This is a genomic window from Prevotella sp. HCN-7019 (assembly GCF_037890215.1).
In the GTDB taxonomy this organism is placed as follows: domain Bacteria; phylum Bacteroidota; class Bacteroidia; order Bacteroidales; family Bacteroidaceae; genus Prevotella.
This window is the reverse complement of record NZ_JBBKBO010000001.1, coordinates 406,827-424,356: the sequence shown is the minus strand read 5'-3', so window position 1 is coordinate 424,356 and position 17,530 is coordinate 406,827. Positions and strand designations below refer to the sequence as shown.

Sequence of the window (17,530 nt, the reverse complement as noted above, 5' to 3'; positions counted from 1 at the left end):
ACTGCAAAAACATCTGACGGAGATGTGGTATCTGTATGTGATATTGAATTTTTTAATGTCTGCTGTGCAGGAATATGATGTGACAATCGGTGTGGTGCGATGAATTCGGCGAAAATATGCGGTGGAAGCGGGTCTGAATATTGAAAAAATCGTTCAAAACATATCAAAAATGTTGCATGAACGATTTTTTTTATTCTCTGAAACATATCTGAAACAGGCATTTACGATTAACTGCCTACATTTGCGACAGAAAATTCTAATAATAACTAAAACTGTAACAACTCTTTTTGATTTGACCATTATGAGAATACTCAATCAGACAACAGCAAGATTAAGTACAGTGGCATTTGCATCAATGCTCGCACTTACTTATGTACAGGCACAGGAAGCAAAGACGGAGTCGGAAGGTTCTAATAAAGAGGAAGGCAACCGCAACGTCATGCTCAACGCTTCGAGCGCCAATGGCCCGCGTGAGATTCAGATCGGACTGCCTTCGGCCGATGTGAATGTACTGGAGAACGGACTGCCGGTGACCTACGCTACCAATCCTCACTCCATCAACTCTAACTGGCGTTCGGACGCAAGTCTGAGCCATGTGGGACTGCTCAAGATTTCGGAGACGGCCATCACAACCGGTAATATAGGTTATGCCGTCAACTCATTCACACAGCTTGGACAGGAAGGTTTCAACGGCCGTCTGGACTACAAGTCTAACCACTTCGGACTGCAGGAGTTCTCACTCAACCTCAACGGTTCGATGGGCAAGGGCTGGTATTATAGCACAAGCCTTTATCAGGACTTTGATCCGGGAACATTCAGCATCAAGTCGACGCCGTTCCAGGACCGCACTCAGATTTACAAGGCCGCTCTTACAAAACGCTACAACGAAGGCCGCGGAGAGTTCACGGCTATGTATCGTTACTCAAACAGCCACCCTGTATACACTTACGCCACACAGTCGGCACCATTTATATATGTGGGCGACGGCAGTGTGAAGGAATACGGTGACTTCAAACTTGGTACCACTTCATATCTTCCAACGGAAAACACAATGACTTATCGTGACATGCGTACGGGCGAACTCAAGCAGACTACTCTTTATGATGCCATTGAGAACCGTTCGAGCGAAGTGTCACTCATGAACACTTACAAATGGGATAACGGACTTACATGGAAATTGATAGGACGGTATGACAACGCACGCGGCGCTCTGGTATACCAGACTCCTATGTCGCTCATCAATGTGAAAGAGGATAACAGTTACAATTATGTGATGCGCGGCATTGACGGACAGCTCAAACCTTACACGGGAGAATATGTCCAGACACGTATGTCATGTCTTAACTCCGGCGACATCGATGAGTTTCTCTTCACCTCGGAGCTGTCAAAGAAGTTCTCAACATCGACACTGCGTATTGGTTTGAACGAGTGGTATTACAACATCGACTATACCTCGAACACAACAATGTATGACCAGAGCGTGCCGTCGGACGGAAGCTATCCGGTGAGAGTTTACGACTCTAACAAGCGCAGCGACTTCTTCTATGACTTCAACAAGAACGCTTCTGAGTACTACAAGGGCCACGAAAACAAACTCGCGCTCTATCTGACACATGACTGGGACATCACTCCTAAGTTCAATGTTTACTATGGCGCACGCTTCGAATGGCAGTCGCTCAATGGTGAGAACGCTGCCGTGAAGAATGCTTCCGGCGAATATGTAGGACGTTTTGCCGATTATTATATCGGTGCTACAGCTTCTGATGGAACAAAGATTGCTCCTACACCGCTTAGCTATGACTGGTTCAACTATGACTTCACAGCCGCTCTGACATATCGTCTGACAGAGAACTTCGGATTTACAGGCGACTTCACATACATCGTGCAGCACCCACGCTTCGAGAACTTCTCGCCGGCAACACTGCCTAATACAGACAAGATTTCAGTGCCGCTGGGTCGTGCCGGTATCTACTACAACAACTCTTGGCTGAGCCTCACATCACTCTTCTCATACATTTCGAAGACAAACAACAACTCTACGCTCAACCTGCAGCACAACGGCGAGATAATGGCCGCACCGCTTACATACGACATACAGACAATCGGATGGACAACCGACGTGATGGCTCATCCTATAAAAGGTCTTGACATACACTTCCTTTTCACATACCAGAAGCCGACCTACAAGAAGTATGAGACTTCTGTAACATTCTCTGACGGATACGAAGGAAAGATCAACGCTACAGGTAACATCGTGGCAGAGATACCGCAGGTGCTCATCGAGTTCGACCCGAGCTACATGATAACTGACGATCTGAAGATATGGACAAGCTTCCGCTACTTCAGTAAGACCTACGCCAACATCAACGAGGCTTACTACTTCAACGGCCACTGGGAGACATTCGGAGGCTTGAACTGGCAGGTGAACAAGAAACTGTCGCTCGGATGTACCGTTGTGAACTTCCTCAATCAGACAGGTGCGAAGGGAAGTATAGCCGGAGCAGAGCTCATTACCAAGGACGAGGCAAAACAGTATGACGGCCATCTGATGACCGGAAGCTATCTGCGCCCGTTCACAGTGGAGTTCTCCGCATCATTGAAATTCTGACTTAGCTGACTGTCCCGCATGCACATAAACTAAGTGTGCGGCGGGACATATTTTTATCCTTTTCAAACATAACATAATAACCAATTATCCGAAGAAATCTATGAACAATATTCTTTTTCTTAAAACAATGGCTGTTGCGGCCGCTTCTCTCGCTGCACAGGCTGTCATGGCACAGGACATTAATGTGAGCCGCCACGGCGACACTACTGTAGTTGTGATAAACAATCCGCAGAAATATCTTATCCTTCCCGTTGAGGAAGACAAGGCCGAGGCCCGTGTTTTGCTCGACACCGGTTCGCCTGCAGATACATGGATGGACGTACGTCTGGCACAGGGCAAGACAGACTACTGTGTGCCGTTCGCATTGGGCAAAGGCAAAAAGGCTACCGTGAAAATTCTGAACATCAGTCCTGACGCTCTCGCGTTGAAATCGCTGAAGATGTCTGACACATGGAGCGTAGCCAACACCGATTATTATCGTCCGCTCTATCATCATACTCCGTCTTACGGATGGATGAACGATGCCAACGGTATGGTTTACAAAGACGGCGAATATCATCTTTATTTCCAATACAATCCTTACGGATCGAAGTGGGGAAACATGCACTGGGGACACGCAGTGAGCACCGATCTGGCACATTGGAAGGAACTGGATCCGGCAATAGCACGCGATACTCTGGGACATATCTTCTCAGGAAGTTCTGTAGTAGATAAGGACAACACAGCCGGATATGGCAAAGGTGCCATAATCGCGCTCTACACATCGGCAAGCGACAAGAATGGACAGATACAGTGTATGGCTTACAGTACCGATAACGGCCGCACATTCACAAAGTATGAGGGCAACCCTGTGTTGCGTCCTTTTGACGGACTGAAGGACTTCCGCGACCCGAAAGTGTTCTGGTATGCACCGGCCAACGCATGGTATATGATTGTATCGGCCGACAAGGAAATGCGTTTCTACAAATCTTCCGATCTGAAGAAGTGGACTTACATCAGCGGTTTCGGCCGTGGTTACGGAATGCAGCCATGTCAGTATGAGTGTCCAGACTTCGTGCAGTTGCCTGTGAACGGTGATAAGAACAACATGAAATATGTCATGCTCATGAACGTAAACCCGGGATGTCTCTTCGGCGGTAGCGCAACAGAATACTTCGTAGGCGAATTCGATGGCAAGACTTTCAAATGTCTCGACGATCCTTATACTCCGAAGTGGCTCGACTATGGCAAGGATCATTATGCCACAGTATGTTTCTCAAACACCGGCGACCGCGTAATAGCCCTGCCGTGGATGAGCAACTGGCAGTATGCCAACGTCACTCCAATCAAACAGTACAGGGGTGCCAACGCTCTGCCGCGCGAACTTTCGCTCTACACCAAGGACGGACGCTACTATGTCGCAGCCGACGTTGCTCCTGAAATAAAGGCACTGCGTAAGGACACCAAGACACTGGCCGACATGAATGTAAGCGGCGAGGAGAATAAGGCTGCCGTGGCTGCAGGATGTGACGGAGCATTTGAAATTGAGGCCGACATCACTCCGGGCGAGACATCCATTGCTGGACTGGAGCTTTATAATGACAAAGGTGAGAAAACACTCATATATCTCGACATGAAGAACAAGCGCATCGTGACCGACCGTACACAGAGCGGACTGACAGACTTCGGACTGAAGGCTGAGCCGCACGACATAGAGAAGAAAGCTGACGCAAAGCGTGCGAGCGAGAACAAACAGCCGATGCGCATCGAGAATGCCGTGAACTACAAGAACGATTTCGCACTCGGTACATGGGCTCCGCTCAGTCTTTGCGAAGGCAAGACCTATCATGTGGACATCTTTGTCGACAAGTGTTCTGTAGAACTATTTGTAGACGGCGGACGCATTGCGATGACCAATCTTGTATTCCCGACCAAGCCTTACGATTCAGTGCGTTTCTATACAGAGGGCGGAAAAGCAGGCTTCGCCAATGTAAAGGTGCATAAAATAAGCTTGTAAGTACAATATCATAACGCCTCTGTGCGTTATGATTATTGTAAAACCTAATTTTTAAAAACAATCTGATAAAAGCACAATTTGATGAGAAAACTCTGTATTATGATATCAGCTTTGCTGATGTTGGCTGTATCGGCTACAGCCGATGAGCGGAAGACCATCCGCATAAGCACTGACAACACCGACATGATATTGCAGGTGAACGATAAAGGACGCCTGTATATGGTATATCTTGGTGACAAACTGCTCAATGCCTCTGATGCCGATAAACTCGAATGGAGCGTTTATACCGGTTCTGACGGCAGCGTGAGCCGGAGAGGTCACGAAGCATACATGTCTTCAGGTGGCGAAGATTTCTTCGAGCCGGCACTGGCTGTGACACATGCCGACGGTGACATGACCACCTATCTTTATTACAAGGACTCGGAGACACACGCCATCGACGGTGGAACAGAGACGGTGATACGTCTTGCCGACAAGAAATATCCGCTCGAGGTGACTCTGCACTATGCCGCATACGAACATCAGAACGTCATCAAGGCATGGAGTGAGATTACACACAACGAGAAATCGGACATCACCCTGTGGAGATATGCAAGCACCATGCTCTACTTCAACGAACCGGCGTACTATCTCACCAATTATCACAGTGAATGGGCACGCGAGGCACAGCCTACAACTCAGAAGCTCACATACGGCAAGAAGACCATCGACACCAAGCTGGGCACTCGTGCTGCAATGTATATGCAGCCTTACTTCGAACTGGGTATTGGCGCTCCGGCACAGGAAGGTACCGGCCGCGCCATGCTTGGAACAATAGGATGGACAGGCAACTTCAGTTGCACATTCGAGGTGGACAATGTAGGCGGACTGCGCGTCATACCTGGAATCAATCCTTATGCATCCGACTACAAACTGAAGGCAGGCGACAAGTTCGTAACTCCTGAATTCATATTCACCTTCAGCAACAACGGTACGGGCGAGGCAAGCCGCAATCTGCACGACTGGGCACGACTCTATCAGCTTAAGGACGGCAAGGGCGACCGCATGACTCTGCTCAACAACTGGGAGAGCACCGGCTTCGACTTCAATCAGGAAAAGCTGGCCGGAGTAATGGAAGACGCTGCCAAATTGGGTGTTGACATGTTCCTGCTCGACGACGGATGGTTTGCCAACAAGTATCCGCGCAACAACGACACTGCCGGACTTGGCGACTGGGAGCCCAACGAAGCAAAGCTGCCTCAGGGCGTTGCCGGTCTGACAGCTGCGGCAAAGAAGGCCGGAGTGAAGTTCGGCATCTGGATAGAGCCGGAGATGATCAATCCTAAGAGCCGTCTGTTCGAAGAACATCCTGATTGGGTGATAATGCAGTCGGAACGCGACACTTATTATTATCGCAACCAGCTTGTGCTCGACCTTGCCAATCCTAAGGTGCAGGACTATGTGTTCGGAGTTGCTGACAAGATACTGACCGACAATCCTGACGTTGCATATTTCAAGTGGGACTGCAACAGCCCTATCACAAACATACGCTCGCCTTATCTGAAGAAGAAGCAGAGCAATCTGTATGTTGACTACGTGCGCGGCCTTTACAATGTTCTCAAACGACTCAAGGCAAAGTATCCGGACGTTCCGATGATGCTCTGTTCAGGTGGTGGCGCACGTTGCGACTATGAGGCTCTGAAATATTTCACCGAGTACTGGTGCAGCGACAATACCGATCCGTATGAGCGTATCTACATACAGTGGAGCATGTCGAAGTTCTTCCCGGTGAAGGCTATGGCTGCTCATGTGACCGACTGGAACAGAGGTTCGAGCATTAAGTTCCGCCTTGATGTGGCAAGTATGTGCAAACTCGGATTCGACATCGATGTACACAAACTGTCGGAATCTGACCTGAAACTCTGCCAGCAGGCCGTTGCCAACTATAACAGACTGAAACCGGTCATTCTCGACGGAGACATGTATCATCTGGTATCACCATACGAAACCAGCCATGCTGCGCTCAACTATGTGTCTAAAGACAAGAGCCGTGCGGTGCTTTTCGCTTACGACCTGCATCCGCGCTACAAAGAACCGCAGCCTAACGTAAGACTCCAGGGACTCGACCCGATGCGCGTGTATAACGTGACGGAGATAAATCTGCCCGACGGCCATAAGGCTGAAACAAAGAGTTACACCGGCGACTATCTCATGAAGATAGGACTGTCTGTGCTGAGCGCATCCGACGGAACAAGCCATGTGTATGAACTGACAACCGCAAACTAATCACTCAAAACAACTCAAACTGTTATGAAACAAAATAAAGCCATATATATCGTCCCCGTGATGTTCTGCTTCTTCGCGATGGGATTTGTGGATCTGGTAGGTATTGCCTCCAACTATGTCAAGGAAGACCTTGCCCTCAACGACTCAACGGCCAACATTCTGCCGTCACTCGTATTCTTCTGGTTCCTCATATTCAGTGTGCCTACGGGTGTGTTGATGAACCGTATCGGTCGTAAGAACACCGTTCTGCTGTCGCTTCTGGTGACGATTGTATCGCTGATTCTGCCTCTTATCGGTGAGAGTTTCACAGTGATGCTGCTGGCCTTCTCACTTCTCGGCATCGGCAACGCGCTCATGCAGACGTCTCTCAATCCGCTCATCTCTTCGATAATCAGCGGCAAGCATCTGGCCAGCACGCTCACCTTCGGACAGTTCATCAAGGCCATTGCTTCGTTCCTTGCGCCTTATCTGGCCATGTGGGGTGCCACAGCAGCCATACCGACGTTCGGTTTCGACTGGCGTGTGCTCTTTGCCATATATCTTGTTGTAGGCATTGCAGCTACACTGTTGCTTTGGGTTACTCCGATAGACGAGGGCGAGCAGCGCGACAGCGCGTCAGGTTTCGGCGATTGTCTGCGTCTGCTGGGCAAGCCGGTTGTGCTTCTGTCGTTCATAGGCATCATGTGCCACGTCGGCATTGATGTGGGCAGCAACACCACGGCTCCGAAGATTCTGATGGAACGTCTGGGCATGACGCTCAACGATGCGGCCTTTGCTACAAGCCTTTACTTCATCTTCCGTACCATCGGATGTCTTACAGGTTCGTTCATTCTCCGTGTGATGAACCACCGCACATTCTTCACCATAAGCATCATCATGATGGCTCTGAGTATGGCAGGTCTGGCATTCGGTACTACAGAAGCCGTGCTCTACACCGCCATTGCACTCGTGGGCTACGGCAACTCCAACGTCTTCTCGCTTGTATATTCGCAGGCACTGCTTTCTGTTCCCGACCGTCAGAACGAAGTATCAGGACTTATGATCATGGGTCTTTTCGGCGGAACAGTGTTCCCGTTGTTCATGGGCTTTGCCTCCGACGCTGCCGGACAGATGGGAGCTGTGGCTGTAATGGCTGTCGGAGTTGTATATCTTTTAACATTCATCAAGAACATCAAGCACTGATATAATAATGAAAAATATAGTTGTTGGACTTGGAGAAGCACTGTGGGACGTGCTTCCCGAAGGAAGAAAATTAGGAGGAGCGCCGGCCAATTTCGCCTATCACGCCGGACAGTTCGGCATTGACACTGTGGCTGTGAGCGCATTGGGCGAGGACGCTCTGGGCGACGAGACATGTGGAGAACTCAACAATAAGGAGCTGCATCATGTCATGCCGCGTGTGCCTTATCCTACGGGCACCGTGCAGGTGACGCTCGATAAGGCCGGAGTGCCTGCATACGACATAAAGGAAGGCGTGGCATGGGACAACATTCCTTTCACACCGGAGTTGGAAGAGCTTGCACACAACTGCCGTGCGGTATGCTTCGGGTCGCTCGCACAGCGCAACAAGGTGTCGCGTGAGACCATACGCCGCTTCGTCAAGGCCACACCTAAGGACTGCATGCGCATATTCGACATCAATCTGCGTCAGAATTTCTACACCAAGGAAGTGATACAGGAGTCGCTCAAACTGTGCAATGTGCTGAAGATAAACGACGAGGAACTGGTGACCATCGGCCGCATGTTCGGCTATCCCGGACTCGACATGAGCAATAAGTGCTGGCTGCTTCTCGGCAAGTACAACCTCGATGTGCTTGTGCTCACCTGCGGCATCAACGGCAGCTATGTGTTCACTCCGGGCGAGATGTCGTTCCAGACAACTCCGAAAGTGAAGGTGGCCGACACTGTGGGAGCAGGCGATTCGTTCACCGGTTCGTTCTGTGCGGCTCTTATCAGCGGCATGCCGATAGCCGAGGCACACAAGCTGGCTGTTGACGTTTCGGCATACGTATGCACCCAGAACGGTGCCATGCCGGAGCTGCCTGCCGAACTTACGTCGAAGGTTAGACTGCTGTCTCAGGAATAAACGGTTGATTATATAAAAAAGAGCAGATATTAAAGTAACGGATTTTCATGTTCTGCGCAAGATGGATTTCACTGTGCAGTCATGATTATGAAACGAATAAAAGTTGCCGTCTTTAATATCTGCTTTATTGTGTCCTGTCGTGTCAGTATTAATTCTGTGGGATAGGCCTTTATGGTAAGACCGCGGCTTCAGTCCCGGACAGGCGTTATGGCTTTCTGCCGGAGGCAAAAACGTCGGGTCTTTTTTCACCCTCCGCACCTGTGATTTTTCGTCTGAGTTTTCTGTTCTACCCCGAAAAATTAGCGAGTATTTGCGCGCAGACTCTCCTTCGGACGCAAATACGCGAGAAATGAGAGCTTTGCGCAACGTGCTGAATATCAGCTATTTGCCTTTAATGTGGGTTTTTATGTCGTGCAAAATGCACTCTTTCAGCACGTGATATGCCCCATATCAGGGCCTGAAACGCACTATATCGCACCATGAAACGGGCGTAAACAGAGGCTGAAACGGGCCATATCAGAACGTCGGATGCACCATTCCTCATTCCACCGCAGGGTATATAGAAAGTCAGTACGGACGAAAAGGGCTTTGATAACGCGGTATTTAACATTTCTTTACATCTCTTTTGCGATTTTATTTTGTCAAAAAAAAGTCAAGAAAATCCGCGGATCCGTCGCCTGAGTTTTCTATAAAAGTGCTGACATGAGGTGTGAGGAAAAACACGGGATGTATGTGTCCGTCTTTTTAGGATGATTCGTCGGTTGTGGCAACCCGGATTTATCATTGCTTGAGAAAACGCGCTGTCACGGTTCATATCATCCCGTGTTGTCCGGAATATTTCAGGCATTATACGGTGCTTCATGAATTAAAAATCATTCACCACCGTATTTCTGTCTAACCGTCTTATTTCTTGAAAACCTTTTTTATCGCTTCGAGAAATCCGTATTTGAAGTGGGTGTCTGGTTCGAGATAACTGCCCTCGGCCCATTCGTTCCATGCATTGATTGTCACAAGAGGCACCTGTCCCGGATGTTTGTCCACGAAGTCCTTGGCCACACGCAGGAAGTTCTCAAACTTCTCCGGCGTTACGCCCGTCACGGCCGGCTGAGGGTTGGTGCCCGGAAAGCGCGGATTGTTGTCCCAGTCTATCGACACGTGGGGGAAGTACGGCACGGAGAAACTGTTGCTGAAGTCGTCGTACTTGGCAGTGGCCTGCTCGCCCCACGACTGATAGTCCTGATTGGCCGGCACGAAGTGGCACCACTGGTAGTTTGTCAGACTTTCAAATCCGAGATACTTCACCGTGTTGTCCTGCGTCTCGGTCTTGTCGCCGGGCACTCCTGAGAGTGTTGTCGGCAACGCACCCCACAGTATTGCCTGCAGATGCACGCCCTTGAGTCCGGCCTTTACGCATTTGGCACGGAACCGGTCGAGTGCTTTCTTGGCATTCTCCATGCCTCCCATGCCGTTCACGAATGTGCCCACCTCATAAATGGCAAACACCGGTTTGCCGTCTATCGTGTAGTAGTTGGGACGGGAGAAATAGTCTTTTATGATGTGGTCGGTGAAGCGGTCGAATTCCTCTGCGCTTGTCTCGCCTTTCCAGTAAATCTTGTTCTTGTCCGGTTCTTCGGGATTTATGTAGGCCGTGTGCGTATGGTTGGCCCACATCAGGTAGAACTTCATCTTGCGGTTGTTCTTGGCTTTCAGGAAACCGTCGTTGAGAACGCTCTCAAGGAAAGGCCGTCCCTCATACCAGTACCAGTCGAAGATGAACGTGTTGACGCCGTATTTCAGCGCCGTCTTTATTATTTTCTCCTGTGTCTTCGGGCTTGCTTCGTCCAGATATCCCCACAGCGGCACTCTCGGCTGGCGGTGTCCCTCATACTTGGGTTTGGCTTTGTACACGGCCTCCCATTCGCCCTTGCCGTCGTGGAAGATGTTCATTTCGTTCTGAAAGCGCGGCTCGTTGTGATAGGCGGGCCACACATACGCCGCAATGTCATATTTGCCGTTCTGGCCATAAGCACCGAGTGCGACGGTGAGCAGCAGTGCGAGCAGATGTTTTTTCATATTGTCTGTTGTTTGGTTTTATGTTTTATTGATGATTTGAAACGGATTGTTCGTCTCTTCTACGTGTGCGGCATTCCTTCGTATCGGTTATATTCGGGAATGCCGCATCATGTAACAGTGTAGCGTATGTCAGCGTACGATGACCTTGCGGCCCGATCTGATGTATACGCCCGGCCTTTTGGCTTCTTTCACTTCGATGCCCTGTATGGTGTAGGTCTTTCCGTTGTCGTTCTTGTTGTTGTCAATGTCGGATATTCCTGTTGATGTTGTCGGGCCGAGATATGTCAGTCTGAAGTTGTCCACCACAATCCAGTCGTTGGTCATGGCGTTCTGTCTGAATATGCCGATGGTGAGCAGTCCGTCGCTTCCTACCTCCACTTCGGTTGATGTCTTGTAGAGTCCGTTCTGGAAATAGTTGGTTGCGGCAGTTCCGCTTGCAGGCAGTTCGCCGGCAGCAGTTGTCTCGCCGTATCCCGGAGCCATGCCTGCTCCTTCAGTGATGTCGGGCAGTGGTGTTTCAGCTTCATTGGCGTAGAGTATGGCTTCGCGCACCGGTTTCTCGCCGGCTTTGTACATTCTTTCCACGTTCTTTGTGTCGCCGTTGCGATAGAATCCCTGCACCGACACGATGTATTTTCCTGCGGGCAGTCCTTTTACGTCCTGTGTCAGTTCGAATGCGTTGCCCGATCCTTCCACAGCGAATGCGAAGTCCTCCTGTCGTGTGCCGCGTCCTTCTATTGTGCCTGCGTTGTGTGCCCATGCGCCGTTCTCCTTGTCCCATGTGTTGTTGCCGTATTCGCGCTGGCTGAATCCCGGCATTTTCACGAGATAAGTGGCGTCAACAGGGTTTTCCGGCGACGCATTCTTGAGCAGTGCGTCACGGTCGGCCTTGCTCACAAGAATCCATTGCGCGTCGGCCGACTGCAGGTCGGTTTCGCTTGTTCCTACTGTTGCATAGAAGGCCACGCCCGCTCCTGCGTCTGTCACGGCATAAGGATTGAAAGCCAGTCCCTCACTTGTTGCCGTGCGTTTCACTATGTTATAGACACATTCGGCGCCCTCAACAGCCTTGAACACCCATGTGTTCTGGTCGGGTGTGTCGCAGTAGCCGTTATAGTTGAGCCAGTCGCCGTTTCCATTGTCCAGTCCCGTCTTTATTTTAAATGTGTTGCCTGTTTTGACAAGTGTCACAGGTATGCCCGGGAATCCGAGTGCCGCATGTGCGCCCCAGTCAGATCCGCCGCAGAAGAACTGTTTCTGTCCTACGTTGTACAGATAGAACTCGCCGCTGGCCGGCACATTGCCTGTAAACATGTTTTCGTGTTTGTCGGCCGCATTTGATTTGCGTTCAAATCTGAGTGTCTGCAGAGCCTGTGCCGTTTCTTCTGCTGTTGTGGCTTCCTTTACCGCCTTCTGTGCATCGGTTATGGCTTCGGCATAGCTCTGTCCGGCATCTTCGCTGAGTGCAATGTCGATTGTCTGTTTCAGAATGTTCACTGTTGAGGCCGATTTTTTTATAACCGATATCATGGCGTTCAGTTCCTCTGTCATGCTTATTACAGCGTCCACATCTTCCGATGTTGTCAGTTCTTTGGCTCTCTCGATGCATTCGCTCAGAGCAGTGTTCATGGCGTCGGTTCCAGCCGATGTGTATTCGCCTGCCTCTTCAATCGCTTTCTGCAGCGAGGCTGTTATTTCGGTCATGTCGATGTCTTTGCCAAGATAAACTATTTTCCAGTTGTCGAACACTGTCCAGTCGGCTTCCACGCCGTCGTTCGAAGGTTTGGAAAGACCGATGCGCAGCTCTCCGCCTGTGACAGGCACGGTGAGTGGTTCGTTCTGATAGCCGCCTTCGAAGAATATGGCTGACGCGCAGTCGAGGTCGTTCGGCGTCCATTTGCCTGCTGCCTGGTAATAATAGTACGGTGTCTCCACATCAGATCCTCCGTCGATGACACATTGCAGCGGTTTCTTCATATGGTTGGCGAAATACATGGTGCGCATTGTCTCGGTACCGTTCTCATGTTTTTCGATGAATCCGCTGCCGTCACGGTAATAGCCCTGCACGCTTACAAGATACGTTCCGTCAGGTATTCCGCTGATGGTCTGCTGCATGTCGATGCTTGTCGAGTTCCAGCTTTCGTGTGCGCGGTTGCACATCACACGTCCGTCACCGCCCACTACGTTGTTTCCACCTTCGAAGCGTGCGTTCCATGCACTGTATCGTTCGTCGTTGAATGCGAAGTTAGGGTCCTGTACAAGCCATGTCACGTCAACAGGATTCTGCGGTGTTGCCTCGGCCATTGCCGCTATACGTTCCTCTCTTGTGACGAGCTGCCATGTGTTGTTTGTCGTGGCATCCTGGCTGATATATCCGTCGTCGCCCATGCCTATCTTGCCGTAGTCAGACTCAATGGTGTATGCATTGCTTATTTCGGAGCCTTCCACGGGAGTTATCCTCCATATTGTGACGGCCTCGCCTGTGTCCATATATAGACCGTTTCCGTTGATGCTGTGGTTTCCGTTGAACTTAGGGTTGAGTCTGTATCCGCCGCCTTCTGCCGTAATACTCACCTCAAAACCGCGTGTGTCCAGCTCGGCTCTTGTTGTCCATTGGTCGGTGCGACGGTCGTTGTTCTGCAGCCACTTGCCCGACTCCACGTTGTAGAGGAAGAATTCACCTTCGGCAACCGGCGTTCCTTTGTACGGCGACGTGGTATTCTGTGCTCCGGCCGTTGCCGATGCCATGAGCATTATCATGTGGAATATATATCTTTTCATAAGATGATGCGTTTGGTTGTCTTATTTTGTTATTTTCTTTTTTATCACGCTTCCGTCGGCCAGTGTCACAGCGGCTATCATAATGCCTTTTGCTCCTATTTCTGTAGAGCAAGTGTTGCGGCCGGCGCTGACAGTCTTCATCAGACATCCGTCTGCTGAGTATATCTTGACGCTGTCTATCTCTCCGTTGCATGTGAATGTCAGTCGGTCGCCGTCGCTGTCCACTGTGACGTTGTAGCCGTTTTCCTCTCCGGCAATGTGTATTCCGTCGGTTACATCGTTGTCTTCAAGTCTGAACTCCATCCATGTCCACGATTCGTCATGTCTTACATCGGGTATTGACTCCGATACGAATCCGTTGTTGCATCTGTCCTGCACCTCAATGCCGGCTGCCATGCGCTGTCCTGCCGGTGCGCCCGTCTTTCCGAGAGCTTGCCATGGTATGGCTGCCTCAATAATGTAGTGGTCGTCTTCCACCTTCACCTTATAATTTATGCCTTTCATGTCGCACTCCGTCCAGTAGCCGTCCTCGCCCTGAAGACATTCATACTTGCCGTCGGTAGAGAAGAATATGTCGAACATGCCTTTTACAGGAGCCGTGTCCGACACGTTGTCGGCGTCGATAAGCACTCTCACACCATCCTTCAGCAGTCGCGACTGTGACGAACCTGCAGTGGGAGTTGCGTCATCCACGTTTGCCACGAAGTACAGATAGTCGTTGTCATAGTTGAAATCGGCGTAAACATTGTGTCCGAGTGAGTTTGTTCCCATCATTATCTGGTTGGCCTGTGGTGTGTGGTATTCGTCTGCTCCTATCGCTCCGTCGAGTGTCGGACGGCCGTAGTATGCTTTGAGCATACGGCGCGGATAGCCTTTCACCATGTCCACATGGCGTCCGTTAGGACCCGAAACAAATCCTCCGAGGGCGCACACCTCACCGGTATCCACCACCGACACAGAGTTAACCTCTATTGATATGCCTGACTCCACGTTGTCGGGGAACGGTTGCGACATGGCCTTGAAGTTGCGTGCGTTCTCATCACCCACATATACATACATGTTCATCACGCCATAGTTGCCGCTTTCGTAGTACGATTGTCTTGAAAGCAGAGTTTCTCCCCACGGCAGAACACGCATGTAGGGCGCACCGCCGAATACGAGCGGACACCAGTCGTAGTCTATCACCTGTGAGCGGTAAGGACTGTTGGCTCCCACAGGAGCGTTGCTCCAGTTGTCCTCTATCGATGTTCTTACGGTCACCGGAACGAAACTTCCCATTCCCGGCCAGCCGTTGTCCTCTATTGTCACTACGATACTGTCGCCCACGATGACAGGTGTCGGCATTCCGTCTCTTGATCCAGGACGGAACGATATGCTCTGTGGCTCGCTCCATGTCTTACCTCGGTCGAAAGAGCGCATGAGCTGTATGCACTGTTCACCGGAATTGACATACGGTGCTTCGTCCGACACATAGAGGTGCACTTCGCCCGACGGCAGTTCGAGTATGGCTGGTTCCCAGCATCCGTTCTCGAATGTTGTCTCTCCGTCATATACGAATATTTCGTCGCCCCATGTCTCTCCGTTGTCCTCGCTTATGTGCAGACGCACTCCGAAACGTCCGCCGGCCACAGAGGGAAATCCTATATTATATGTTATGATTATCTTCCCGTCGCTCAGCTGATAAAGGTCGGCGTCGTAGTAGTTGAATCCTTCCGGATGATGGAACACCGTTTTCTGCGGCGACCATGTCTTGCCGTTGTCCTCACTGATGCTTATCACTATGTCCCAGTTCACTTCAGTCACGGCGAGCAGTCGTCCGTCCTGCAGCTGTATGAGGCGCGCATACCACCCTCCGTCGAAAATTGTCTGCTGACTGCGCATATCCCAGAATATGCGTGAACCCTTGTAAGGTTCTTTTCTTTCGGAATACATGTTGAGCACACATAACCCGAAAATCAAAAACAAGTAAAGTCTCTTCATGTTGTGACGTTATAGATTGATGTTATAATAGAATTATGCTGATGTATTGAAAAGATAGTCTTGCTGTCCTTGCAGTGTGTGGCTTTGGCCGTTCAGGTTTCTTCGTAAGGTTTATGGTGGTCAGCCTCATGCTCCGGCCACAGGCAGGACTTTGGCACAGGTGTGTATGCAAAAATAGATTTATTATTTAACGTAACAGAGGTTTGTTGTTGAAAAAGCTGCCGCCCGGCGGCCGTTAGTATCAGAAAATACTGATACATGAGCAAAAACAACATACGCCATTACAGATAAGGCGGAAAGCCCGATGCGCATGTTGTTACGGACTTTCTGCCTTGCCTTATGTGTCGTGGCGGCATATGTAATGTTGTGTTGTGGCTTCCGTCAGATGCCCATCAGCGGTATGATGGAGGGCGTAATGAGTGCCGTGAATATGCCGTTGAGCGTCAGACCGAGGCTGGCATAGGCTCCGTGCAGTTTGCTCACGTCCATCGATGTGGCCGTGCCCAAAGCGTGGGCTGCGGTTCCCATCGACAGTCCCTGAGCCATTGGTGTGCGTACATGGGCAAAACCCATGGTGCGGTAACCGGCCACAGCGCACATCAGACCTACGCATACCACCACTGCGGCCGTGAGCGACGGTATGCCGCCTATGGCCTTGGTTATTTCCATTGCAATAGGTGTGGTGACAGATTTCGGTGCGAGCGACAGCACAACTTCGCGCGATGCACCCAGCAGACGTGCTATAAGCACTACCGACACTATGCCGACAATGCAGCCCGCAAGCTCGGATACGAGTATGGGCATGAACTGTTTTTTGATTGTCTCAAGCTGCTGATAGAGCGGTACACCCAGTGCCACGACAGCCGGACGCAGCCAGAACTCAATCATGCGGCCGCCTTCGTTGTAGGTGTCGTAGCTTATGTCGGTGACGTTGAGAAATATTATCACGGTGGCGATGGCCACAAGTATCGGATTCATTATGGCCCAGCCGGTGCGGCGGCGCAGCAGCTTGCCAAGGAAGTAGGAACCGAAGGTGAGTGCTATGAGGAAGTACTCGTTCTGGAAATATGTCATCTTTCACCTCCTTTGCATCTGCGTACAGCCTTGCCGTAAAGCTCATGTGCCCAGCCCGTGGTGAACAGTACAAGCACCGTCGATACTACTGAGGCTATGACGATGGGCCACAGCTGTGCCTTTATTATGTCGAAATAGACCATTATGGCTACTCCGGGCGGAACGAAGAAGAAACCGATGTTGGCCACGAGGAAGTCCGACAGACCCTGTACCCATTCGAGGCGCACAACGCGGAGTTTCAGAAACAGTGTGAGAAGGAGCATGCCAAGAATGCTCGATGGCAGCGGGACGTGCGTGAAATGGATAATAAGTTCGCCCAGCGCCAGACAGCCAAACAGTATGGCCAGTTGACGGATCATCATAACTGAAAAATCTTTTTACCTTTTTTTGTTTTCTTTAAGAGACTGCAAAATTACGAAATAACGGCGTAACAGAGCACTTTATCATAAGAAAATGATGTATTTATCCTTTGTCGTTCATCGTATATATTCTATAAAGTAAGATATTGCTGTTAAAAAGTTCTGTATATCTGAATTTTAATGTTTAATTTTGTTGTATAATAACTAAAACCCATGATTAGTAATGGTTTCAACAGATATAAGGCTGTTGAACATGTTGTTCATACACCGATAACTGATATTTTAGTAATAAAATAATAATTGATGGT

10 protein-coding genes are annotated in these 17,530 nt (G+C 50.1%); 5 read left to right on the top strand and 5 right to left on the bottom strand.

Annotated elements, in window-relative coordinates; translation table 11 throughout:
• The first annotated feature begins 355 nt into the window (after positions 1 to 355).
• The 5 genes from WKT13_RS01565 to WKT13_RS01545 all read left to right on the top strand — a co-directional run bounded on the left by WKT13_RS01565 (position 356) and on the right by WKT13_RS01545 (position 8,955).
• Positions 356 to 2,608, top strand: a complete 2,253-nt coding sequence (locus WKT13_RS01565; protein ID WP_298619219.1) for a TonB-dependent receptor — start codon at positions 356 to 358, stop codon at positions 2,606 to 2,608.
• 100 nt (positions 2,609 to 2,708) lie between these two features.
• Positions 2,709 to 4,604: a GH32 C-terminal domain-containing protein gene (locus WKT13_RS01560; protein WP_445323545.1), complete on the top strand. Its 1,896-nt coding sequence runs from the start codon at positions 2,709 to 2,711 to the stop codon at positions 4,602 to 4,604.
• An 81-nt stretch (positions 4,605 to 4,685) separates the two neighbouring features.
• On the top strand, positions 4,686 to 6,869 hold the full coding sequence (locus WKT13_RS01555; RefSeq protein ID WP_340322525.1) for an alpha-galactosidase: 2,184 nt from the start codon (positions 4,686 to 4,688) through the stop codon (positions 6,867 to 6,869).
• A gap of 24 nt (positions 6,870 to 6,893) precedes the next feature.
• Positions 6,894 to 8,051 carry an MFS transporter gene (locus WKT13_RS01550; protein ID WP_298619174.1) on the top strand — a complete coding sequence of 386 codons (1,158 nt, stop codon included), beginning with the start codon at positions 6,894 to 6,896 and terminating at the stop codon, positions 8,049 to 8,051.
• A 7-nt stretch (positions 8,052 to 8,058) separates the two neighbouring features.
• Positions 8,059 to 8,955 (top strand): carbohydrate kinase family protein, encoded by an 897-nt coding sequence (locus WKT13_RS01545; RefSeq protein ID WP_298619176.1) that lies wholly within the window; start codon positions 8,059 to 8,061, stop codon positions 8,953 to 8,955.
• Between the two features lie 903 nt (positions 8,956 to 9,858).
• Here the strand turns inward: WKT13_RS01545 and WKT13_RS01540 are convergent.
• From WKT13_RS01540 to WKT13_RS01520, 5 genes are all read right to left on the bottom strand, one after another.
• Complete coding sequence (locus WKT13_RS01540) at positions 9,859 to 11,028, bottom strand: glycosyltransferase WbsX family protein (RefSeq protein ID WP_340322524.1); 1,170 nt, start codon at positions 11,026 to 11,028, stop codon at positions 9,859 to 9,861.
• A gap of 129 nt (positions 11,029 to 11,157) precedes the next feature.
• The gene (locus WKT13_RS01535; RefSeq protein ID WP_340322523.1) at positions 11,158 to 13,809 is read right to left on the bottom strand and encodes a hypothetical protein; all 2,652 of its coding nucleotides are present in this window, start codon (positions 13,807 to 13,809) and stop codon (positions 11,158 to 11,160) included.
• 21 nt (positions 13,810 to 13,830) lie between these two features.
• A complete protein-coding gene (locus tag WKT13_RS01530) occupies positions 13,831 to 15,789 on the bottom strand; it encodes an exo-alpha-sialidase (protein ID WP_298619182.1) in 1,959 nt (652 codons plus the stop codon).
• Between the two features lie 381 nt (positions 15,790 to 16,170).
• The gene (locus WKT13_RS01525) at positions 16,171 to 16,863 is read right to left on the bottom strand and encodes an LrgB family protein (protein ID WP_298619183.1); all 693 of its coding nucleotides are present in this window, start codon (positions 16,861 to 16,863) and stop codon (positions 16,171 to 16,173) included.
• Positions 16,860 to 17,222 (bottom strand): CidA/LrgA family protein, encoded by a 363-nt coding sequence (locus WKT13_RS01520; protein WP_340322754.1) that lies wholly within the window; start codon positions 17,220 to 17,222, stop codon positions 16,860 to 16,862. The genes WKT13_RS01525 and WKT13_RS01520 overlap by 4 nt, the downstream gene beginning before the upstream one ends.
• Between the last annotated feature and the right edge of the window lie 308 nt (positions 17,223 to 17,530).

Bases quoted from the DNA above. Each gene is read 5' to 3' on its own strand.
- WKT13_RS01565 (WP_298619219.1), top strand. From the start codon at position 356: ATGCTCGCACTTACTTATGTACAGGCACAGGAAGCAAAGACGGAGTCG.
- WKT13_RS01560 (WP_445323545.1), top strand. From the start codon at position 2,709: ATGAACAATATTCTTTTTCTTAAAACAATGGCTGTTGCGGCCGCTTCT.
- WKT13_RS01555 (WP_340322525.1), top strand. From the start codon at position 4,686: ATGAGAAAACTCTGTATTATGATATCAGCTTTGCTGATGTTGGCTGTA.
- WKT13_RS01550 (WP_298619174.1), top strand. From the start codon at position 6,894: ATGAAACAAAATAAAGCCATATATATCGTCCCCGTGATGTTCTGCTTC.
- WKT13_RS01545 (WP_298619176.1), top strand. From the start codon at position 8,059: ATGAAAAATATAGTTGTTGGACTTGGAGAAGCACTGTGGGACGTGCTT.
- WKT13_RS01540 (WP_340322524.1), bottom strand. From the start codon at position 11,028: ATGAAAAAACATCTGCTCGCACTGCTGCTCACCGTCGCACTCGGTGCT.
- WKT13_RS01535 (WP_340322523.1), bottom strand. From the start codon at position 13,809: ATGAAAAGATATATATTCCACATGATAATGCTCATGGCATCGGCAACG.
- WKT13_RS01530 (WP_298619182.1), bottom strand. From the start codon at position 15,789: ATGAAGAGACTTTACTTGTTTTTGATTTTCGGGTTATGTGTGCTCAAC.
- WKT13_RS01525 (WP_298619183.1), bottom strand. From the start codon at position 16,863: ATGACATATTTCCAGAACGAGTACTTCCTCATAGCACTCACCTTCGGT.
- WKT13_RS01520 (WP_340322754.1), bottom strand. From the start codon at position 17,222: ATGATCCGTCAACTGGCCATACTGTTTGGCTGTCTGGCGCTGGGCGAA.